Raw genomic sequence first — 20,725 nt, forward strand, 5'->3', positions numbered from 1 at the left:
GGCGCCGCGCGTCTACGGCCTGAGCACCAGCTTGTCCGTGGTGCTCTTCTCGACCGCCTCGTCGCCGAACGGCCAGTCGAGCAGCTCGCCCTTCGCCCACTTGTCCGTCTGGTCGGTGTAGTGCGAGCTGTACGCGTGGCCCGACGCGCCGGTGAGGTTGATCCAGCGGGACTTGTCCAGGTTGCCCAGGTTCACGACCATCCGCATGGACGGCACCCAGATGACCTCGTAGCCGCCCGCCGCGTTCCAGCCGGTGGCGTTGACCGCCGCCTCGCCGCCGCCCAGGTTCCAGGGGCCGCGGTTGAGCAGCGACTGGACGAGGCCGGGGCCGCTCGTGCCGAGGGTCTGGTTCTTCAGCTCCAGCTGGTGCAGGCGGCCCCAGCTCCAGGAGTCGACGTCCTTGCCGAGCTTGGCCGTCAGCTCCCAGCGGGCGTCCTTCAGCGCGCGGGCGAGCAGTTCGTCACGGGTGTCCGTGGCCGGGTCGAGGCGGGTCTTCGGCGCCTGCCACCACTCGTTCTTCTCGTCCTTGAGCATCGTGCGGACGACCTCGTACCAGCGGTCGCCGCCGTCCGGCTGCGCGGAGTCCTTGGCGCGCTGCCCGCACTCGCGCACCCGCTTGTCCGGGTCGTCGACCGGGCCGGTGCTGTCGGCCGGGCGGACGGAGAGGCACTGCCCCTTGACCCGCAGCTCCTTGGGGAGCTTGTTGGCGAAGGCGAGCTTGAGGACGTTGCGCCAGACCGCGTTGAAGTACGCGGCGGCCGCCGAGTCGGGCTCCTGCGTGTAGTCCCAGCCTTCGAGCAGCTTCTGCGTCTCGCGGACGTTCGGGTCCGACACGTCGATCTTGAGCAGGTGGGGCGTGAGCAGCTTGGCGATCTCGCTGCTGTTGTCCATCTGCATGGTGCGCATGTCGTCGGTGGAGATCCGGCCGCCGTCGGCGATCTTCGACTCGATGAGGTCGTTGATCCGCTGGCTGCGGGCGCCGTAGCCCCAGTCCTGGGTGAGGAGGTAGGGGTACTTCTTCTTGTCGATCACGGCCTGGTTGGCGGTGACGATGTAGCCGCGCTTCGGGTTGTACTCGTACGGCAGCTCGTCCTGCGGGATGAAGCTCTTCCAGCGGGAACGCGGGTCCCAGCCGGCGGCGGGCAGGGTGCCGTCGTGGCCGGCGGCGCGTACCGGGATGCGGCCCGGGGCCTGGTAGCCGATGTTGCCCGCGGTGTCGGCGTAGATGAGGTTCTGCGAGGGGACCTCGAAGTGGGCGGCGGCGGCGCGGAAGGTCTTGAAGTCCGTGGCGCGGTTCAGCTCGAACACGGCGTCCATGGACTTGCCGGGCGTCAGAGCGGTCCACTTGAGGGAGATGCCGTAGCCGTCACCGCGGTCGGGGGCGGCGTTGTCGACCGGGGCCTTCTCGCCGACCTTGCCGAGTTCGCCGCTGCGGTCGGAGAGCAGCGGGCCGTTGCCGGTCGAGCGGACGGTGATCTTCTTCGACGGACCGCCGGCGACCTTGATGGTCTCCACACGGGTGGTGAAGGGCTTCGTGGCGCCGTCGTAGAAGTAGCCGTCGTCGGAGATCTTCTCCAGGTAGAGGTCGGTGACGTCGGCCCCGAGGTTGGTGAAGCCCCAGGCGATGTTCTGGTTGTGGCCGATTATCACGCCGGGCATGCCGGAGAAGGTGTAGCCCGCCGCGTCGTACTTGCAGGTGGCGGACACCTTCCGGCAGTGCAGGCCCATCTGGTACCAGAGCGAGGGCAACTGCGGCGCGAGGTGCGGGTCGTTCGCGAGCAGCGGCTTCTTCGTCGTCGTGTAGCGGCCGGAGACGACCCACGAGTTCGAGCCGATGCCGCTGCCGTTGGGGCCGAAGAGCGCCGGGATCCCGTCCAGGGCGTCGGAGATGCCGGACAGCTGGCTCTGGACGCCCTCGGCGGCCGTGCCCGCGCCCACTCCGGTGCCGGTGCCGGACGCGGTGCCGGTGCCGGTGCCTGTTCCGGTGCCGGTGCCGGTGCCTGTTCCGGTGCCGGTGCCTGTTCCGGTGCCTGTACCCGTGCCCGTACCTGTTCCGGTGCCGGTGGCCTTCGGGTCGTACTTCTTCGTCGTCGCGTCGACCGCACCCTCTTCGACGACCGTCTTGTTCCGGTCGTACGGGTAGGCCGGGTACAGCTGCTTGATCTGCTTCGCGCTCAGCCGGCTCGTCATCAGCGAACGGTCGATCTCGTCCTGCATGTTGCCGCGCAGGTCCCAGGCCATGGCCTTGAGCCAGGCCACCGAGTCGACGGGCGTCCACTTCTCGGGCTTGTAGTCGTTCACGAAGCCCAGGGCGGCGTACTCGACGGAGATGTCCTTGCCCTCGCGCCCCGCGAGGTAGGCGTTGACGCCGGCGGCGTACGCCTGGAGGTTCTTCTTCGTCTCCGGCGACAGCTTGGTGTCGTACTCCTGCTGCGCGACGCGGCGCCAGCCGAGCGTGCGCAGGAACTCGTCGGTGCCGACCTGGTCCGCGCCGAACATCTCGGACAGCCGGCCCGACGTCATGTGACGGCGGACGTCCATCTCGTAGAAGCGGTCCTGCGCCTGGACGAAGCCCTGGGCGCGGAAGAGGTCTTCGTCGGTGTCCGCGTAGATCTGCGGGACGCCGTAGTCGTCGCGCTTGACGTCCACGGGCCCCGAGAGACCGTCGAGCTCGATCGACCCGGTGGTCTGCGGGAAGGAGGCGCGCACCGTGCTGATGCTCCAGAAGGCGCCGTAGCCGACACCCGCGACAAGGGCCAACACCAGCACGATCACGATCAGGCGGGCGCGGCGCCCCTTCTTCTTCTTGCCGGAAGAGGCGGTGGTGTTGGCGGGCATCGCTGTCCTTCGAGGGGCAGGGTGGTCCTTGAGTGCTGGAGCAACCATAGGCGCAGCGCTTCCGCGCCCCCGACGCGGTGCCGCCAACGACGGTCGCACGAAGGATATCGGCGTCAAGAAAACGTTAAAGATTAGGTAAGGTAACGAAGTACCGGCCGCCGGAGGAACGATCCGGCAGGCGTGCGAGGGAAGGAACGGCCGCTGACTGTCCACCAGCTCAACGAACTGCTGCTCATCTGCTCGCTCGTCCTGCTCATCGCCGTCGCGGCCGTCCGCGTCTCGTCCCGAAGCGGGCTCCCCAGCCTGCTGCTGTACCTCGGGATCGGGATCGCCATAGGGCAGGACGGCTTCTTCGACGTCAAGTTCGACAACGCCGAACTGACGCAGGTGATCGGCTATGCCGCGCTCGTGGTGATCCTGGCCGAGGGCGGCCTGGGTACGAAGTGGAAGGAAATCAAACCGGCGTTGCCCATGGCGGTCGTGCTGTCGACCGTCGGCGTCGCGGTCAGCGTGGGCGTCACGGCCGCGGGGGCGCACTACCTCGTCGGTCTCGACTGGCGGCAGGCGCTGATCATCGGCGCGGTCGTCTCGTCGACGGACGCCGCAGCGGTCTTCTCCGTCCTGCGCAAGGTGCCGCTGCCCTCCCGGATCACGGGCGTCCTGGAGGCGGAGTCCGGTTTCAACGACGCACCCGTCGTGATCCTGGTCGTCGCCTTCTCGACGGTCGGACCGATCGACGCGTGGTACGTCCTGGTGGGCGAGATCGCCCTTGAGCTGGCGATCGGCGCGAGCATCGGTCTCGCCATGGGCTGGCTCGGCGCGTACGCGCTGCGGCGGGTGGCCCTTCCCGCGTCCGGCCTGTACCCGATCGCCGTCATGGCCATCGCGGTGTCGGCGTACGCGGCCGGGGCCATCGCGCACGGCAGCGGGTTCCTCGCCGTCTACCTGGCCGCCGTGGTGCTGGGCAACTCCAAGCTGCCGCACTGGCCGGCCACGCGCGGGTTCGCCGACGGACTCGGCTGGATCGCGCAGATCGGGATGTTCGTCCTGCTCGGCCTGCTGGTGACGCCGCACGAGCTGCTGGCCGACTTCTGGCCCGCCGTGATGGTGGGGCTCGTACTGACGACGGTGGCGCGACCGCTGGAGGTGCTGGTCAGCCTGCTGCCGTTCCGCGTCCCGTGGCAGGAGCAGGCCCTGATGTCCTGGGCGGGGCTGCGCGGCGCGGTGCCGATCATCCTGGCGACCATCCCGCTGGTGACGGACATCGAGGGCAGCGACCGGGTCTTCAACATCGTCTTCGTCCTCGTCGTCGTCTACACCCTCGTGCAGGGGCCCACCCTGCCGTGGCTGGCGAAGTGGCTGAAACTCGGTGAGGACCCCTCCGAGGCGGCGGACCTCGGGATCGAGTCCGCGCCGCTGGAGCGGTTGCGGGGGCACCTGCTGTCGGTGGCGGTCCCCGAGAAGTCGCGGATGCACGGCGTGGAGGTGGCCGAGCTGCGGCTGCCGCACGGGGCGGCGGTCACGCTGGTCGTGCGGGACGGGACCAGCTTCGTTCCGCTGCCGACGACCGTGCTGCGGCGCGGCGACGAACTGCTCGTGGTGGCGACCGACCCGGTACGGGACGCGGCCGAGCGGCGGCTGCGGGCCGTCGCGCTGGGCGGCAAGCTCGCGGGGTGGCTGGGAACGGGTGGCGGGAGCCGCCACTGAGGCCGCGAACGCAGGCGGTGTGACGTAAATCCGTACGCAATCACAGGTGCGTCCCGCGCGATGCCCTGTAACATGAAGGTCTACTGATCGACCAACTCTGCCTGACGCAGAGCTGGCGCGACCGTACGGCGGCCGGCCCCCTTCGAGGGGGTGTCCTGGTATCTACCGCCGGTCCTGCGCAAGAGGACAGCTCTCGGCGGCTCCCGCACGCTCACACACCGCGTGCACGGGGAGCGTCACCAGGCGGCAGAAAGGCAAGGACCGTGTCCGACACGGTCACCACCACCCGCCCCGGCTACGGCCAGCTGCTCCGCACCCCTGAAGCCTGGACGTACCTGGTGCCCGGGTTCCTGGCACGCCAGCCCTTCGCGATGCTGACCATCGGCATCGTGCTGCTCGTGCAGCACACCACCGGTTCGTACGGCAGCGCGGGCGCCGTGGCCGCCGTCACCGGCGTCTCCATGGCACTGTTCGCGCCGCAGAGCGGCAAACTGGCCGACCGTTTCGGGCAGAGCGCCGTACTGGTTCCGGGCGTTCTCGTGCACACCGCCTCCGTCGTCACCCTGACGGTGCTGGCGCTCTCCGGAGCGCCGCTGTGGGCGCTGTTCGCCGCGGCCGTTCCCACGGGTGCGTCCGTTCCGCAGATCGGCCCGATGGTGCGGGCCCGCTGGGCGGCCAAGCTGGAGGGCTCGCCCCTCATGTCGACCGCCGCGGCCTTCGAGTCCGTGACGGACGAGTTCACCTTCGTCGTGGGGCCCGTGCTCGCCACCGCGCTGTGCACGGGTGTGCACCCGGCGGCCGGTCTGATCGCCGAGGCGGCGCTCACCCTGGTCGGCGGCCTGTTCTTCGCCGTGCAGCGCGGCACACAGCCGCGGGCCGGCCGCCTGTCGCTGTCCGAAGGACCGCGTGCCTCCGCGCTCTCCGTGCCCGGCGTACGGGTGCTCGCCGGAGCGTTCCTCGGCATCGGAGCGGTCTTCGGCGGAATGCAGGTCTCCCTGACCGCGTTCTCCGAGGAGATCGGCAGTCCGGGCGTGAACGGGCTGCTCTACGGAACGTTCGCGGCGGGCAACATGCTCGCGGGCATCGTCTGCGGCGCGGTCGCGTGGAAGACCGGCCCCCGCCGCCGCCTGATCGTCGGGTACGCCGCGCTGACCCTGGCCACCTCGGGACTGTGGGCGGTGCACTCCGTGCCGCTGCTCGCCGGTCTGGGGCTGCTGGTCGGCCTGTGCATTGCGCCCGCGCTGATCACCGGCTACACCATGGTCGAGACTTTGGTGCCCGCCTCGGCCCGCACCGAGGCGTTCACGTGGCTGACCGGCGCGGTCGCGCTCGGCCAGGCGGCGGGCGTCACGGTCGCGGGACGGCTGGCGGACGCGAACGGCGCGAGCGCGGGATTCCTCGTGCCGCTGGCGGGCACGGCGCTCGCCCTGGCCGCCCTGGTGGCGCTGCGTTCGCGGCTCGCACCGAAGGCCCCCGGACGGGTCGCCGCACGTGGCATGAGTCACCGAGTGCCTGTGACGGTGGACTGATCGAGCGGAATGCGTCAGTATTGAACGTCGTTAGCACTCATTGAGTGAGAGTGCCAGGAGGAGCAAGTGCCGACCTATCAGTACCAGTGCACCGAGTGCGGCGAAGGCCTCGAGGCGGTGCAGAAGTTCACCGATGAAGCACTGACCGTGTGCCCCAGCTGTGAGGGACGCCTGAAGAAGGTGTTCTCCGCGGTCGGCATCGTCTTCAAGGGATCCGGTTTCTACCGGAACGACAGCCGCGGCTCCTCGTCGAGCAGCACGCCGGCCACGTCGTCCTCGAAGACGGCCGGAACGTCGTCCTCGGCGTCCTCGTCCTCGTCGGGCGGCGACTCGAAGCCCGCCGCGTCGTCGTCCGCCGCGTCCGCGTCCTCCGGGTCGTCGGGTTCCAGCAGCTCCTCGGCCGCCTAGGCCAAGCCCGTCCCGGGTGACCCCGCCGTTTCCGACGGCGGGGTCCTCGGCGTTTCCCGCCCCGGCTACTGTGACCGCCATGGCGAACGCGAACACAGGGACCGACGCGGACATCGGCGTGATCGGCGGCTCCGGCTTCTACTCCTTCCTGGAGGACGTGACCGAGGTCGAGGTCGACACCCCGTACGGGAAGCCCAGCGACTCACTCTTCCTGGGCGAGATAGCGGGACGACGGGTCGCCTTCCTCCCCCGCCACGGGCGCGGCCACCACCTGCCGCCGCACCGCATCAACTACCGCGCCAACCTGTGGGCCCTGCGTTCCGTCGGCGCGCGCCAGGTGCTCGGGCCGTGCGCGGTGGGCGGACTGCGGGTCGAGTACGGGCCCGGGACCCTGCTCGTGCCGGACCAGCTCGTGGACCGTACGAAGACGCGCGCCCAGACGTTCTACGACGGCGAGACGCGGGTGGACGGGAAGCTGCCGAACGTCGTGCACGTCGCTTTCGCCGACCCGTACTGCCCCGAAGGGCGCAGGGCGGCGCTGGCCGCCGCGCGCGGGCGGGCGTGGGAGCCGGTGGACGGCGGGACGCTGGTCGTCGTGGAGGGGCCGCGGTTCTCGACGCGGGCCGAGTCGCGGTGGCACGCGGCCGCGGGCTGGTCGGTGGTCGGCATGACCGGACATCCGGAGGCCGTTCTCGCGCGGGAACTGGGTCTCTGCTACACGTCGCTGGCGCTGGTGACCGACCTGGACGCCGGGGCGGAGGCGGGCGAGGGCGTGTCCCACGAAGAGGTGCTGCGGGTGTTCGCGGCCAACGTGGGCCGGCTGCGCGAGGTGCTCTTCGACGCGGTGGCGGGGCTGCCGGACAGCGGGACGCGCGACTGCCTCTGCTCGCACGCCCTGGACGGTCTCGACACGGGGATCGCGCTGCCGTAGCTGGGCGGGTGACCAGGTTCTCACGGGCGCCGGCGTCGGGCGGGTGACCGGGTTTTCCACAAGCTGTGGGTTGCCCACAGGGCGCGGCGGGATGCCGGCCGGACGGGGATCGTGGAGGCGTCCGGACGGAACTCCTCGTCGTCGTCCTCGTGCCAGGCGGTGGTCACCGTGTCCCTCTACCCCTACGTCCCCGCTCCCCCGGCGCCCGACGCCGGGCCGGGCCCCTGCGGTGTGCCCGACTTCGCGCCGCTGCGGGTGCGCGGCGGCAGGCACCGGCTCCGGCGTGCGGTGCGCCGCAGGAGGCGGGCGATGGCGGCCGGGCTGGCCATGACCGCCGCCGCGCTGGCCGCTTCGGGGGCTCGCGACGCGGGACGCGCGGGCGGGGCGGCGCAGGCGCGGGAGCAGGCCGACGAGGTGCGGGCGCCGCGGCGGGAGCGTCCGTCGGTGGAGATGGTGTCCGCTCCGGTGCGCATCGCGGACGCCGAGACCGTACGGCTGCTGCGCCGGGGCGACCGGGTCGACGTGATCGCCGCGGCGGCGGACCCGCCGATGCCGGGCCAGGAGGCTCCGGACGCCCGCGTGGTGGCCGCCGGCGCGCGCGTGGCCGACGTGCCCGAGGCGGGCGGCAGCCCCGGGGCCGAGGGCGGCGGGGCGCTGGTGGTGCTGTCCGTGCCGCGCGCCACGGCCGCCGCGCTGGCCGGTGTGGGTGCGACCTCGGCCCTGGCGGTGACGCTGTGCTGACCCGAGACGGTGACGCATTGCCGAACCGGGCCGCGCCTGACCGGGCCGCGCCGACCGCCGATGTGCCGACTAGAACTGAGGAGCTGCCAGGTCACCGGTACGTGAGCGGGGATTGGACAGGGCCGTCACCTGCTGACGTAGGTTTCGGAACTGTTTGCTCCGCCCCCGGTACATGCGAAGAGAGGCTCATTCGTGAGCGAGGAGAAGAAGCAGAGCGTTCTGGCGGGCTTCAAGGCCTTCCTGATGCGCGGCAACGTGATCGACCTGGCTGTGGCGGTGGTCATCGGCGCGGCGTTCACCAACGTCGTGAACTCGATCGTGAAGGGCGTGATCAACCCGCTGGTCGGCGCGTTCGGCACCCAGGACCTGGAGAAGTACAGCTCCTGCCTGAAGCAGCCGTGCAAGGCCGACGAGAACGGCGTGATGCAGGGCATCCCCATCAACTGGGGGCTGGTGCTCAGCGCGGTCCTCAGCTTCCTGATCACGGCCGCGGTCGTCTACTTCCTCATGGTGCTGCCCATGGCCAAGTACCTGGCGCGGCGGGCCGCCCGGGACAAGGCGAGGGAGGCCAGCGAGGAGATCATGGATGTCACCGAGATCCAGCTGCTGAAGGAGATCAGGGACGCCCTGGTCGCCCAGCGCGGCTCGGGCCACGACAGGACGCCGTAGCCCGGGTCGCTCAGAGGTGGTGCGGCGGCTTCTCGTCCAGGAACCGGGCGAGGTCGGCCGCGCTGCCACCACTGCCGGGAGGCCGCTCGCCCCACCCCCGGTCCGTGTCGTCCGCCGATTGCTGGTCGAGCGGATCGCCGAAGTCCAGCGCCGGCTTCGGCCGCGGCCTGCTCTCGGCCTTCTGGTCGGACGCCTGCTCCGGGTCTCGCGGTCCGTGGGCGGGGGCGGTGCTCATGCTTCCAGGGTACGGCCGACTTCCGGCCCTGTTGCGCCGGCCGCCTCTGGGCCCCGGCGGAACCGGCGTGATACGCAGGCCCCATGGGAAACCGGACGAGGGCCGACGCCCTGACCGATGTGGCCGGACTGCGGGTCGGGCACGCGCGGGTGCCGGGTGACCGCGCGCTCAGCGGCACCACCGTCGTACTGGCCCCGGAGGGCGGGGCGGTGGCGGCCGTGGACGTGCGGGGCGGCGGGCCGGGCACCCGGGAGACCGACGCCCTCGACCCGCGCAACCTGGTGCAGCGGGTCGACGCGATCGTGCTGACGGGCGGCAGCGCGTACGGTCTCGACGCCGCTTCGGGCGTGACGGCCTGGCTGGAGGAGCAGGGCCGGGGTTTCCGGGTCGGGCCAGACTCGTCGCAGGTGGTGCCGGTCGTTCCGGCCGCCTGCCTCTTCGACCTGGGGCGCGGCGGCGACTGGCGGGCCAGGCCGGACGCCGCGACCGGGCGGGCGGCCGTGGCGGAGGCCGCCCGTACCGGCGTCGGGGCGTCCGTGGCGCAGGGCGGGGTGGGGGCCGGTACCGGCGCGGTGGCGGGGGATCTGAAGGGAGGGGTCGGCACGGCCTCCGTCGTACTCGACTCGGGTGTGACGGTGGGGGCGCTCGTGGTCGTCAACGCCGCCGGTTCGGTCGTCGATCCGCTGACAGGGGTTCTGTACGGGAGTTACTTCCAGGGGCGGGTCGCGTATCCGTCGCAGGAGGTGCACGCGGCGGCGCGGCTGCGGCTGGCCGACGCGCGGGCGGCGACGCTGCGGCGCGCGGCGGCTGCCGCGGGTCCCCCGCTGAACACCACACTGGCCGTCGTCGCCACCGACGCCGCGCTGACCCGCGCCCAGGCGCAGAAGCTCGCCGGTACGGCGCACGACGGGCTCGCGCGGGCCGTGCGCCCCGTGCACCTGCTCAGCGACGGCGACACCGTCTTCGCCCTGTCCACCGGGACGAAGGTGCCGGCGGGCGGCTCGGCCGAGCCCGCGTTCGCTGTGCACGCGGAGGCCGCCGCCCTCAACGAGGTGCTGGCGGCGGGGGCCGACACGCTGACGCGGGCGGTGGTGAAAGCGGTGCTGGCGGCGGAGGGAGTGGACGGGGAAGGCGGTGTTTACCCGGCGTACCGGGACCTCTACTGACGTACTGACACGGGGAGTTGGCCACCGGGCGCGGGAACCTCGGATGCGCCCCCTTCGTTTTGCTCAACCCCGGCGACGTTGTCAGACCCAGGGGCTACGTTGAGCACTCGGCAAGTAACAAGCGGCGACGGCCTGGAGAGACCCTTGAGCGATCCGTACGAGACAACCGAGGAGCACCTCGAGCGACTCCTGGGGCGCGCACTCAACTCGTTCGACCTGCCCGACGCCGCTGTGGAGCGGCTGGAAACCGCGCTGGCGCACAGCACGTCGCTGCACTCCTCGCACCACAGCGCGGGGCTGCACCGCGAGACGTTCAAGCACGCCTTCCTGCTGTCCGACGGCAGTTCTCTCGTGCTGTGGGAGCTGGCGCACAACGCGGGCCGCGACGGCACCACGCAGCACGAGCTCTACACCGACGCCGGCGAGGTGCGGCTGGCCGCGTCCCGGCTGCCGCGCGCGGGCGGCGGTGCGTTCGGCTCCGCGGCGGCCGACGCGGACGGGCGCGATCCGCAGGGCGGGGACGCGGGGCTCGACGCCGACCTGGAGATCCTCGCCGCGCTCATGGCCGCGCGGCCGGCCACCGCCCCGCGCATCTTCATCCCCGACAACTCGGCGGACCACGCGCGGCGGGTGCTCCGCCGGGCCGAGAACGCGGACCGCCCCGGGCGGGACGCCGGGCTCCGGCTGGCCACGGCCGTCGCCCACCAGATCACCCAGGCCTTCGGCCGCCAGTGCGGCCCGGAGGGGCGGGACGCCGGCTTCACGCTGTACGAGCACGCGTTCCTGCTGCGGGACGGCTGCGAGGTGAGCCTCTGGGAGGTCGAGCACACCGCCACGCCGGACGGCCGCCACATGTGCGAGGTGTACGGGACGGAGCGGGCGGCCCGGGAGGCGATGGAGCTGCGGGCACGGGTGCGGTGAGCGGCGCGGCGGGGGTTCGCCGGGCGGTGGGGCGGTAACGGGGGGCCTCCGCCCTGGCGTCGGCTGCCCGTGGCGGTGGGTTCCGCGCGGCGGGTGCTTGGTGTGGTGCCGTTGGGGTCAGGCCGGTGTCAGTTCGGTGGTCGCGCGCGGGGTCGGCTTGCGCAGGCCCTTGAGGACGACGACCAGGGTCGTGCTGACCGCCGTACCGGCGAGGATCGCCACCAGGTAGAGGAACGGGTTGCCGATCAGCGGCACCACGAAGATGCCGCCGTGCGGGGCGCGCAGGGTGCACTCGAACGCCATCGACAGGGCGCCCGTCACCGCTCCGCCGGCCATCGCGGACGGGATCACGCGCAGCGGGTCCGCCGCGGCGAACGGAATCGCGCCCTCGGTGATGAACGAGGCGCCCAGCACCCAGGCAGCCTTGCCGTTCTCGCGCTCGGTCCTGGTGAAGAGCCTGCCCCGTACGGTCGTCGCCAGCGCCATGGCCAGCGGCGGCACCATGCCGGCCGCCATGACGGCCGCCATGACCTTCAGGCTGCCCTCGTTGGGGTCCGCCAGGCCGCCGACCGCGAAGGCGTACGCCACCTTGTTGAGCGGGCCGCCGAGGTCGAAGGCCATCATCAGGCCGAGGATCACGCCGAGAATGACCGCGTTGGCGCCGGAGAGGCCGGACAGCCAGTCGGTGAGCGCGCTCTGGAGCTTCGCGATCGGCTCGCCGATCACCAGGAACATCAGGAAGCCGACCGCGATCGAGGAGATCAGCGGGATCACCACGACCGGCATGATGCCGCGCAGGGCGGCGGGTATCCGGACCTTCTGGATCGCCGTCACCACAGCGCCCGCGACCAGGCCGGCGACGAGGCCGCCGAGGAAGCCCGCGTTGACGGCCACCGCGATGGCCCCGCCCACGAAGCCGGGGACCAGTCCCGGCCGGTCGGCCATTCCGTACGCGATGTAACCGGCCAGGACGGGGACCAGGAAACCGAAGGCCAGGCCGCCGATCTGGAACATCAGGGCGGCCCAGCTGGTGGTGTCCGTCCAGGCGAAGTGCTCCACGACGGAGGGGGCCTTGTCGATCCCGTAGCCGCCGATGGCGAAACCCAGGGCGATGAGGAGGCCGCCCGCGGCTACGAACGGGACCATGTAACTCACGCCGGACATCAGCCACTTGCGGAGCTTGGTGGCGTAGCCGTCGCCGGGGTCGCCCTTCTCGTTCAGCGGGGCGGTATGTGCGGGTGCCGTCGTTTCGCCGCGTTCCGCCTTGGCCCGCGCTTCGGCTATGAGTTCGGCCGGGCGGTTGATGGCCGCCTTCACGCCGACGTCGACCGTCGGCTTGCCCGCGAAGCGCTCCTTGTCGCGTACGGGGACGTCGTGCGCGAAGATCACGGCGTCGGCGGCGGCGATCACGGCGGGGTCCAGGCGGGTGAAGCCGGCCGAGCCCTGGGTTTCCACGGCCAGATCGATGCTGTCGGCTGCCGCGCGTTCCAGGGCCTCGGCTGCCATGTAGGTGTGGGCGATGCCGGTGGGGCAGGACGTCACGGCGACGATCCTGAACTGTTCGGCGGCGGGGTCCGTTGGGGCCGGGGAAGCGGGGGCTTCGGAGGCGGTGCCGTGCCCGGGCGTCTCCTCGGGTGCCGAACCTTCGGCCACCGCTGCGGGTACTTCGGCGTGGTCGCGTTCGACACCCTGCGGGGAGCGCCCCGGCACGTCCCCGCCCGGCACCGTCGGGCTGTGGGCGGGGGGGGTGGCCCGCACGTCCCCACCCGGCACCGTGGACGCATCGGCGGGGGTGTTCTCGCCGCTGATCAGGGCGGCTGCGTGTGCCGGGGTTGCGGCGGTTCGCAGGGCGGTGGTGAAGTCCGCGTCCATCAGGTGGCGGGCCAGGGACGAGAGGATCGTCAGGTGTGCGTCGTCGGCGCCGGACGGGGCCGCGATGAGGAAGATCAGGTCGGCCGGGCCGTCCGGGGCGCCGAAGTCGATGCCGCGCGGGCTGCGGCCGAAGGCGAGCGTCGGCTCGGTGACGTGTGCGCTGCGGCAGTGCGGGATGCCGATGCCGCCGTCGAGGCCGGTCGGCATCTGCGCCTCGCGCGCGGCGACGTCGGCGAGGAAGCCGTCGAGGTCGCTCACGCGGCCGAGGGCCGCCATGCGCTCGGCGAGCGAACGCGCCGCCTCTTCCTTGGTGAGGGCGGCCAGGTCGAGGTCGACCAGGTCCGCGGTGATCATCTGGCTCATCGCGGGCTCCTTGAGGGGGTGAGGGGCGGCTCGGTCAGGGCGCGGGAGAGGGGGATGTCCTGGGTCACCGTGACGGCCGCGAGGTCCAGGTCGGCGGGGTGCGGCATGACGCTGCCGGGCAGGCGTACGGCGGCCGCGCCGTGGGCGACGGCCGCGGCCAGGGCGTGCGGGCCCTCACCGCCCGCCGCCAGGAAGCCGGCGAGGGAGGCGTCGCCCGCGCCCACGTTGCTGCGGACGGCGCCGGGCGGCGAAGTCGCGTAGTACGTGGAACCTCCGGCGACCAGGAGCTGGCCGTCCGCTCCGAGGCTGGCGAGCACGGTGCGCGCCCCGGCGGCTCGGAGTTCGTGGGCCGCCTTCAGTACGTCGCCGACCGTGGCCAGAGGGCGGCCGACCGCCTCGGCCAGTTCCTCGGCGTTGGGCTTCACCACGTCCGGGCGCTCCCGGAGCGCCGCGAGGAGGGAGGCGCCCGAGGTGTCCAGGGCGATACGGGCACCCGCCGTGTGGGCGCGGGCGACCAACTCGGCGTACCAGGAGGGGGCGAGGCCCAGGGGCAGGCTGCCGCAGCAGGCGATCCAGCCGGCGTCGGCCGACCGGCTGTGCGCGGCGGCGAGGAGCGACTCGGCTTCGGCGGCGGAGAGTTCGGGGCCCGGTGCGTTGATCTTGGTGAGCGTGCCGTCGGGTTCGACGACGGTGATGTTGGAGCGGGTGTGGCCGGTGACGGGGACCGGTGCGACGTCGATGCCCTGGGCCGTCAGGAGTTCGGACACCAGCGCGCCCGGTGCGCCGCCCAGCGGCATGACGGCGACCGTGCGGTGACCGGCCGCCGTGAGGGCGCGGGAGACGTTGACGCCCTTGCCGCCCGGGTCCATCCGGTCGGCGGTGGCGCGCAGCACCTCGCCGCGCTTCAGGACCGGGACTTCGTACGTCCGGTCGAGGCTGGGGTTGGGGGTGACGGTGAGGATCATGTCGTTCCTAGACGCGCTGGACTTCGATGCCGGCCGCTTCGATGGCGGCGGCGTCCCGCGCGCTCAGGCCGGTGTCCGTGATGAGCAGGTCGATGTCGGTGAGGTCGCCGAAGCGGGCGAAGTGCTCCTGCCCGTACTTGGCGGAGTCGGCGAGCAGCACCACCCGGCGGGCGGCGCGGACCGCGGCACGCTTCACGGCGGCCTCGGCGAGGTCCGGGGTGGTGAGGCCACTGGTGGGCGAGAAGCCGTTGGTGGCGAGGAAGGCGACGTCGGCGCGGATCTCGGCGTACGCCCGCAGCGCCCAGGCGTCGACGGCGGCGCGCGTGCGGTGGCGGACCCGGCCCCCGACGAGGTGCAGGTCGATGCCGGGGTGGTCGGCGAGGCGGGCGGCGACGGGCAGCGCGTGGGTGACGACGGTCAGCCCGCACTCCAGCGGGACGTTCGCCGTCAGGCGGGCGATCGTCGAGCCGGCGTCGAGGATGACGCTGCCGTCCTCGGGGAGTTCGGCGAGGGCGGCGAGCGCGATGCGGTCCTTCTCGTCGGCGGCGGTGGACTCACGCTCGGCCAGGTCGGGCTCGAAGTCCAGGCGGCCCGCGGGGATGGCGCCGCCGTGCACGCGGCGCAGCAGGCCCGCGCGGTCGAGGGACTTGAGGTCGCGGCGGACGGTCTCGGCGGTGACCTGGAAGGTCTCCGCGAGGGAGAGCACGTCCACGCGTCCGCCCTCGCGTGCGAGGCGGAGGATCTCCTGCTGGCGCTCCGGTGCGTACATGTGGGTTTACATCCGTCCGATGCCCGATTCTGTGGTTCCGCAGTGAGATTACGAAAGATGGAGCAGGAAGTAAACATGTTCGGGCATGCGAACGGCGCCCGAGCCTGAGCCCGGGCGCCGTTCTCCGGTCTCAGGGAGCGAGCACGGGCTCCTTGGCCACGGCCGCTTCCGCCTGCTCCTCCGCGCCGGCCCTGGGGCGCGCGGGGAGGGCGAACATCAGGCAGAAGATGGCCGCCAGTACCGCCGTCGTCCACCACAGCGCGTTCTGGAACGCGTCCACGAAGGCCGGGCCCACCCGGTCCGGCGTCAGATCGTCACCGATGACGCCGAAGAAGACGACGGAGACCAGGCCGAGGCCCAGCGCGTTGCCCGTCTGCCCCATCGTGTTGATCAGGCCGGACGCGGAACCGGCGTGCTCGCGGGGCACGTCGGAGAGCACCGCGTCGGTCAGCGGCGCCACGATCAGGCCCATGCCGAGCCCCATGACGACGAGCGGCAGCGCCATCTGCCACGGCTGGATCGCCGTGCCGTACCGGTCGGCCTCCCAGATGTAGAGCAGCAGGCCGGCCACCATGGTCAGCGCGCCCGCCTGGAGGACCTTGCGGCCGAAGCGCGGCACGAGTTTCTGTACGGACAGGCCCGCCGCCAGCGACACGGCGACCGAGAACGGGATGCCCGTCGTGCCGGCGCGCAGAGCGCTCCAGCCGAGGCCCATCTGCATGTAGAGCGTCCAGACCAGGAAGAAAATGCCCAGGGCCACGCCGAAGGTCAGCTGCACCGCGATGCCCGCGGCGAAGCTCTTCACCTTGAACAGGGACAGCTCGACGAGGGGCGACCCGTCCTTGCGGGTCTTGTGGCGCTCGTACGCCACGAACAGCGCGAAGACGGCCAGGCTGGCGACCATCGAGAGGTGGCCCCACAGCGGCCAGTCCAGCTCCTCGCCCCGGGTCAGCGGGTAGATCAGCATGAGGAGGCCGAGCGTCGCGAGCGCCACGCCGACGAGGTCGAGGCGCAGCGCCCTGGGGGCCTTGGACTCGGTGATGTAGAGGGTGCCGAGGATCAGGCCGGCGATGCCGACGGGCAGGTTGATGAGGAAGATCGGCCGCCATCCGAGGCCGAACAGGTCCCACTCGGTGAGCAGCGCGCCCAGGATCGGGCCCGACACGGCGCCGAGGCCGACGATCGCGCCGAAGAGGCCGAAGACCTTGCCGCGTTCGTGCGCCGGGAAGGTGGCGTGCACGATGGACAGGACCTGGGGCACCATCAGGGCCGCCATCGCGCCCTGGAGGATGCGGGACGCCACGAGGATGTCCGCGTTGCCGGCGAACCCGCAGAGCGCGGAGGCGAGCGTGAAGCCGCCGATGCCGATGAGGAAGAGCCGCTTGCGGCCGTAGATGTCTCCGAGCCTGCCGCCCGTGATCAGCCCGGCGGCGAACGCCAGGGCGTATCCCGCGGTGATCCACTGGATCGCGCCGAAGGTGGCGTCCAGGTCCTGCCGGATGCTGGGGACCGCTATGTTCACGATCGTCACGTCGACCAGGTCCATGAACGCGGCTGTCATCACGATGGCGAGCGCGAACCACCGGCGGCGGTCGGGCGGGGGTGTGGAAGTCATGGGAGCGACACTAGGGGCCGTGTAGGACAGTTCGTGTCCTACACGGACGGCATCCTGGGGCCATGACGACCGACACACCGGCTCGACTCCTGAACCTCCTCTCGCTGCTCCAGACGCCCCGCGAATGGCCGGGCCGCGAGCTGTCCGAGCGTCTGCGGGTGAGCCGGCGGACCGTACGGCGGGACATCGACCGGCTGCGCGAGCTGGGGTATCCCGTCCAGGCCACGATGGGCGCGGACGGCGGATACCGGCTCGTCGCCGGCAAGGCCATGCCGCCGCTTGTGCTGGACGACGAGGAGGCCGTCGCGATCGCCGTGGGGCTGCGGGCGGGCGCCGGCCACGCGGTGGAGGGGATCGAGGAGGCGTCTGTACGGGCGCTGGCGAAGCTGGAGCAGGTGCTGCCGTCCCGGCTGCGCCGGCAGGTCTCCACGCTCCAGGCCGCCACCATCCCGCTGACCAGCGGCGACGGCGCGACGATCGACCCGCAGACGCTGACCGTGATGGCGGGGGCGGCCACCGGGCAGGAGCGGCTGCGGTTCCGCTACAGGTCGGGCGACGGGTCCGAGAGCAGGCGCCTGGTCGAGCCGCACCGGCTGGTCAGCACCGGGCGCCGCTGGTACCTCGTCGCGTACGACCTGGACCGGGACGCCTGGCGCACGTTCCGCGTCGACCGGGTCGGCGAACCGTTCGCCACGGGAGCGCGGTTCACGCCCCGGGGGCTGCCGAGCGGCAACGCCGCCGAGTTCATCCGGCAGTCCCTCAACCGCTTCCAGGAGCGCTACCGCGTGGTGGTGGCGTTCGACGCGTCCGCCGCCTTCGTCGGGGCCCGGCTGCCGGCGACCCTGGGCGCGCCGGAGCCGGTGGAGGGCGACGACGGCCGCTGCCGGCTCGACGTCACCTCGACCGACTCGGTGGAGTGGCTGGGGATCCGGCTGGCGATGGTGGGCTGCGAGTTCACGGTCAGCGAGCCGCCGCAGCTCGTCGAGTTCCTCGCCGGGCTCGGGGGCCGGGCCGGCCGGGCGAGCGCCGGGCGGACGGGGTAGGCAGGGGGGAGCCCCGGCGCCGGGGGGAGGGCGCCGGGGCTCGTCGGGGGACGGACCGGGTGGCTCGGGCGGCCGACGGGTGGCTCAGGCGGCCGATTCGAAGCCGGTGTCGTGCGCCAGACGCTTCAGCTCCAGCAGCGCGTGCTTCTCTATCTGACGGATCCGCTCGCGCGTCAGTCCGTGCTGCTTGCCGACCTCGGTCAGGGTCCGCTCCCGGCCGTCCTCGATGCCGTACCGCATGCGGATGATCGATGCGGTGCGCTCGTCGAGGTGTCCGATGAGGCTCTCCAGCTCCTCGCTGCGCAGCAGCGAGAGCACCGACTGCTCGGGCGAGACGGCGGAGGTGTCCTCCAGCAGGTCGCCGAACTGCGTCTCGCCGGCGTCGTCGACCGGCATGTTGAGCGAGACGGGGTCGCGCGCCCAGTCGAGGACGTCGCTGATGCGCTCGGGCTTGGCCTCCAGCTCGGCGGCGATCTCCTCGTGCTCCGGGTCGCGCCCGTGCATGCGGTTGAACTCCCGCTGCACGCGGCGGATGCGGCCCAGCTCCTCCACGAGGTGCACGGGGAGGCGGATCGTGCGGGACTGGTCGGCTATGGAACGGGTGATGGCCTGCCGGATCCACCAGGTCGCGTACGTCGAGAACTTGAAGCCCTTGGTGTAGTCGAACTTCTCGACGGCGCGCACCAGGCCGGCGTTGCCCTCCTGGATCAGGTCGAGCAGGGGCAGACCGCTGCGCGGATAGCGGCGCGCGACGGCCACGACGAGCCGCAGGTTGGACCGGATGAAGAGGTCCTTGGCGCGCTCACCCTCGGCGACCAGCGCTTCGAGTTCCTCGCGGGACGCCCCCTCCGCCCCGCTCTCCCCCGCCCCGGCGACGGCCGAGGTCACTTCCTTGTCGAGGATCTGCTGGGCGTACACCCCGGCCTCGATGGTCTGTGAGAGGTCGACTTCCTTGGCGGCGTCGAGCAGCGGCGTCCGTGCGATTTCGTCGAGGTACATGCCGACCAGGTCACGGTCGGCGATCTCCCCGCCTGCGGCGCGAACGCTGCGTACCCCGCCGGATCCGCCGGTGGCGGTCTGACGACGGGCGACGGCACGGGTTGCCATGCGTGCTCCCTTGCTGAGTAGGTCGCGATGGGTTGGCTGCCGGACTCCCTTCGGGTGCCCCGCTTCCGATGGAAACAACGACTGGAAACCGGACAGAATTCCCCTGGCGTGCATTCATTTTGCTGATCTTGCAGTACCCTGTTCGCCCCTTCGGGCGGAAGCACGCCGACGGGACCCGCAGAGGTGCAGGTCAGCCGGGGAATCGCGGCCGTCCCGGCACCCTCACGCGTCCCACCCTGAAGACGGATCCCGGTGCCCTCAGGTTGCCCGTACGGCCGTCCCGTCGCCCGTACGGATCAACGGACCGCCGCTCAGCCGGACCTCCCCCGCCCGGCTCAGCCGAACTGGACCGAGCGCTTCGCGAGCCCCATCCAGAAGCCGTCGATCACGTCCCGCCGCGTCCCCAGTTCACCCTCGGCCGCTCCCAGCGTCACGAACAGCGGGGCGAAGTGCTCGGTGCGCGGGTGGGCGAGCCGGCCGGCCGGGGACTTGTGCTCGAAGTCGAGCAGGGCGTCGACGTCGGCCGCCTCCAGCGCCTCGTGCCCCCACGCGTCGAACTCGGCCGACCAGCCGGGCACTCCGCCGCCCGGGTGCCGCAGGGCCGCCAGGTTGTGGGTGAAGAACCCGCTGCCGACGATCAGCACGCCCTCGTCGCGCAGCGGCGCGAGCTTGCGCCCGATGTCCATCAGGCGGCGCGGGTCGAGGGTGGGCATGGAGATCTGGAGTACGGGGATGTCGGCCGCCGGGAACATCTCCACCAGCGGGACGTACGCCCCGTGGTCGAGCCCGCGGTCCGGGATGTCCTGGACGGGCGTACCCGCGCCGCGCAGCAGCTTGCGTACGGCGTCGGCGAGGGCGGGGGCGCCGGGCGCGGCGTACTCCACGCGGTAGTAGTGCTCCGGGAAGCCCCAGAAGTCGTACACCAGCGGCGTGGTGCGCGTCGCGCCGAGCGCGAGCGGGGCCTCCTCCCAGTGCGCGGACACCATCAGGATCGCCCGTGGGCGCGGCAGTCCGGCGGACCAGGCGGCGAGCTGACCGGGCCATACGGGGTCGTCGGCCAGCGGCGGGGCCCCGTGGCTCAGGTAGAGGGCGGGCATGCGCTCCATGGCCGGACCTTCCCTTGAAGTTTCAAGCTTTCCTGTGCACGACCCTACGCCTATCTAGTTTAACCTTCAAGGAGTGCGTCGTAGAGTGGTGCCATGACGACGGCACCCCGCTGGCTCAGCGAACACGAACAGCGCACCTGGCGCGCCTACCTCCAGGCCACCACGCTGCTCGAGGACCACCTCGACCGCCAGCTCCAGCGCGACGCCGGGATGCCGCACGTCTACTACGGGCTGCTCGTGCAGCTCTCCCAGGCGCCGGAGCGCCGGCTGCGGATGACCGAGCTGGCCCAGAACGCGAAGATCACCCGTTCCCGCCTCTCGCACGCCGTCGCCCGCCTGGAGCGCAACGGCTGGGTGCGCCGCGAGGACTGCCCGTCGGACCGCCGGGGACAGAACGCCGTACTGACGGACGAGGGGTACGCGGTCCTGCGGCGCACCGCGCCCGGCCATGTCGCCACCGTCCGGCAGGCGATGTTCGACCGGCTCACCCCGGAGCAGGTCGGGCAGCTCGGCGAGATCATGCGAGTCATGGCCGAAGGGCTCCAACCGGAGGACACGGGCGCGGACCTGCCCTGGCTCCGCTGAGGGACGCCAGGGCAGGCCCGGGTTGTGCCGCCGTCGCGCGCCGGGCGGGCGGTGCGGCGTGGCGCCCCGGGCCGGGGGGGGCGGGGGGGGGCCCCCCCAACACGCCGCCCGAACCGCCCCCCCCCAGGGCGGGCCCCCCGGCGACCGGCACCGCA

At 72.1% G+C, this 20,725-nt stretch carries 18 protein-coding genes; 10 read left to right on the forward strand and 8 right to left on the reverse strand.

Features of this window, described 5'->3' with window-relative positions; all coding sequences use genetic code 11:
* Nucleotides 1–12: 12 nt before the first annotated feature.
* Nucleotides 13–2,838 (reverse strand): penicillin acylase family protein, encoded by a 2,826-nt coding sequence (locus ACWGH0_RS17635; protein ID WP_453405052.1) that lies wholly within the window; start codon nucleotides 2,836–2,838, stop codon nucleotides 13–15.
* A 225-nt stretch (nucleotides 2,839–3,063) separates the two neighbouring features.
* Here ACWGH0_RS17635 and ACWGH0_RS17640 point away from each other — a divergent pair, with 225 nt between their 5' ends.
* The 6 genes from ACWGH0_RS17640 (at nucleotide 3,064) to mscL (ending at nucleotide 8,823) form a co-directional block, all read left to right on the forward strand.
* Entirely contained in the window at nucleotides 3,064–4,545 is a 1,482-nt protein-coding gene (locus ACWGH0_RS17640) for a potassium/proton antiporter (RefSeq protein ID WP_453405109.1), read from the forward strand.
* Nucleotides 4,546–4,808: 263 nt separating this feature from the next.
* Nucleotides 4,809–6,074 (forward strand): MFS transporter, encoded by a 1,266-nt coding sequence (locus ACWGH0_RS17645; protein ID WP_453405053.1) that lies wholly within the window; start codon nucleotides 4,809–4,811, stop codon nucleotides 6,072–6,074.
* Nucleotides 6,075–6,140: 66 nt separating this feature from the next.
* A complete protein-coding gene (locus tag ACWGH0_RS17650) occupies nucleotides 6,141–6,482 on the forward strand; it encodes an FmdB family zinc ribbon protein (RefSeq protein ID WP_453405054.1) in 342 nt (113 codons plus the stop codon).
* A 79-nt stretch (nucleotides 6,483–6,561) separates the two neighbouring features.
* Entirely contained in the window at nucleotides 6,562–7,413 is an 852-nt protein-coding gene (locus tag ACWGH0_RS17655) for an S-methyl-5'-thioadenosine phosphorylase (RefSeq protein ID WP_453405055.1), read from the forward strand.
* Nucleotides 7,414–7,581: 168 nt separating this feature from the next.
* Nucleotides 7,582–8,154, forward strand: a complete 573-nt coding sequence (locus ACWGH0_RS17660) for a hypothetical protein (RefSeq protein WP_453405056.1) — start codon at nucleotides 7,582–7,584, stop codon at nucleotides 8,152–8,154.
* Nucleotides 8,155–8,346: 192 nt separating this feature from the next.
* Nucleotides 8,347–8,823, forward strand: a complete 477-nt coding sequence (gene mscL / locus ACWGH0_RS17665; RefSeq protein WP_453405057.1) for a large conductance mechanosensitive channel protein MscL — start codon at nucleotides 8,347–8,349, stop codon at nucleotides 8,821–8,823.
* 10 nt (nucleotides 8,824–8,833) lie between these two features.
* On the opposite strand, the gene ACWGH0_RS17670 is transcribed toward mscL, so the two are convergent.
* Nucleotides 8,834–9,058 (reverse strand): hypothetical protein, encoded by a 225-nt coding sequence (locus ACWGH0_RS17670; RefSeq protein ID WP_453405058.1) that lies wholly within the window; start codon nucleotides 9,056–9,058, stop codon nucleotides 8,834–8,836.
* Nucleotides 9,059–9,141: 83 nt separating this feature from the next.
* Here ACWGH0_RS17670 and ACWGH0_RS17675 point away from each other — a divergent pair, with 83 nt between their 5' ends.
* Together ACWGH0_RS17675 and ACWGH0_RS17680 are read left to right on the forward strand one after the other, a co-directional pair.
* Nucleotides 9,142–10,224 (forward strand): P1 family peptidase, encoded by a 1,083-nt coding sequence (locus tag ACWGH0_RS17675; protein WP_453405059.1) that lies wholly within the window; start codon nucleotides 9,142–9,144, stop codon nucleotides 10,222–10,224.
* A gap of 144 nt (nucleotides 10,225–10,368) precedes the next feature.
* The gene (locus ACWGH0_RS17680; RefSeq protein WP_453405060.1) at nucleotides 10,369–11,145 is read left to right on the forward strand and encodes a DUF6227 family protein; all 777 of its coding nucleotides are present in this window, start codon (nucleotides 10,369–10,371) and stop codon (nucleotides 11,143–11,145) included.
* Between the two features lie 117 nt (nucleotides 11,146–11,262).
* Here the strand turns inward: ACWGH0_RS17680 and ACWGH0_RS17685 are convergent, their stop codons facing one another.
* The 4 genes from ACWGH0_RS17685 to ACWGH0_RS17700 all read right to left on the reverse strand — a co-directional run bounded on the left by ACWGH0_RS17685 (nucleotide 11,263) and on the right by ACWGH0_RS17700 (nucleotide 16,729).
* Nucleotides 11,263–13,380 carry a fructose-specific PTS transporter subunit EIIC gene (locus ACWGH0_RS17685; RefSeq protein WP_453405061.1) on the reverse strand — a complete coding sequence of 706 codons (2,118 nt, stop codon included), beginning with the start codon at nucleotides 13,378–13,380 and terminating at the stop codon, nucleotides 11,263–11,265.
* Nucleotides 13,377–14,345, reverse strand: coding sequence for a 1-phosphofructokinase (gene pfkB, locus ACWGH0_RS17690; protein ID WP_453405062.1), 969 nt, complete (start codon nucleotides 14,343–14,345; stop codon nucleotides 13,377–13,379). The genes ACWGH0_RS17685 and pfkB overlap by 4 nt, the downstream gene beginning before the upstream one ends.
* A 7-nt stretch (nucleotides 14,346–14,352) precedes the next feature.
* Complete coding sequence (locus ACWGH0_RS17695; RefSeq protein WP_453405063.1) at nucleotides 14,353–15,114, reverse strand: DeoR/GlpR family DNA-binding transcription regulator; 762 nt, start codon at nucleotides 15,112–15,114, stop codon at nucleotides 14,353–14,355.
* A gap of 130 nt (nucleotides 15,115–15,244) precedes the next feature.
* Nucleotides 15,245–16,729, reverse strand: a complete 1,485-nt coding sequence (locus tag ACWGH0_RS17700; protein WP_453405064.1) for an MFS transporter — start codon at nucleotides 16,727–16,729, stop codon at nucleotides 15,245–15,247.
* A 62-nt stretch (nucleotides 16,730–16,791) separates the two neighbouring features.
* Here ACWGH0_RS17700 and ACWGH0_RS17705 point away from each other — a divergent pair, with 62 nt between their 5' ends.
* The gene (locus tag ACWGH0_RS17705) at nucleotides 16,792–17,772 is read left to right on the forward strand and encodes a helix-turn-helix transcriptional regulator (protein WP_453405065.1); all 981 of its coding nucleotides are present in this window, start codon (nucleotides 16,792–16,794) and stop codon (nucleotides 17,770–17,772) included.
* A gap of 84 nt (nucleotides 17,773–17,856) precedes the next feature.
* Here ACWGH0_RS17705 and ACWGH0_RS17710 read toward each other — a convergent pair whose 3' ends face one another.
* Both ACWGH0_RS17710 and ACWGH0_RS17715 read right to left on the reverse strand, forming a co-directional pair.
* Nucleotides 17,857–18,879, reverse strand: a complete 1,023-nt coding sequence (locus ACWGH0_RS17710; RefSeq protein ID WP_453405066.1) for a sigma-70 family RNA polymerase sigma factor — start codon at nucleotides 18,877–18,879, stop codon at nucleotides 17,857–17,859.
* Between the two features lie 335 nt (nucleotides 18,880–19,214).
* On the reverse strand, nucleotides 19,215–19,976 hold the full coding sequence (locus tag ACWGH0_RS17715; protein WP_453405110.1) for a dioxygenase family protein: 762 nt from the start codon (nucleotides 19,974–19,976) through the stop codon (nucleotides 19,215–19,217).
* A 102-nt stretch (nucleotides 19,977–20,078) separates the two neighbouring features.
* Here ACWGH0_RS17715 and ACWGH0_RS17720 point away from each other — a divergent pair, with 102 nt between their 5' ends.
* On the forward strand, nucleotides 20,079–20,570 hold the full coding sequence (locus tag ACWGH0_RS17720) for a MarR family winged helix-turn-helix transcriptional regulator (protein ID WP_453405067.1): 492 nt from the start codon (nucleotides 20,079–20,081) through the stop codon (nucleotides 20,568–20,570).
* Nucleotides 20,571–20,725: the final 155 nt, after the last annotated feature.

Source organism: Streptomyces sp. NPDC054887 (genome assembly GCF_053610585.1).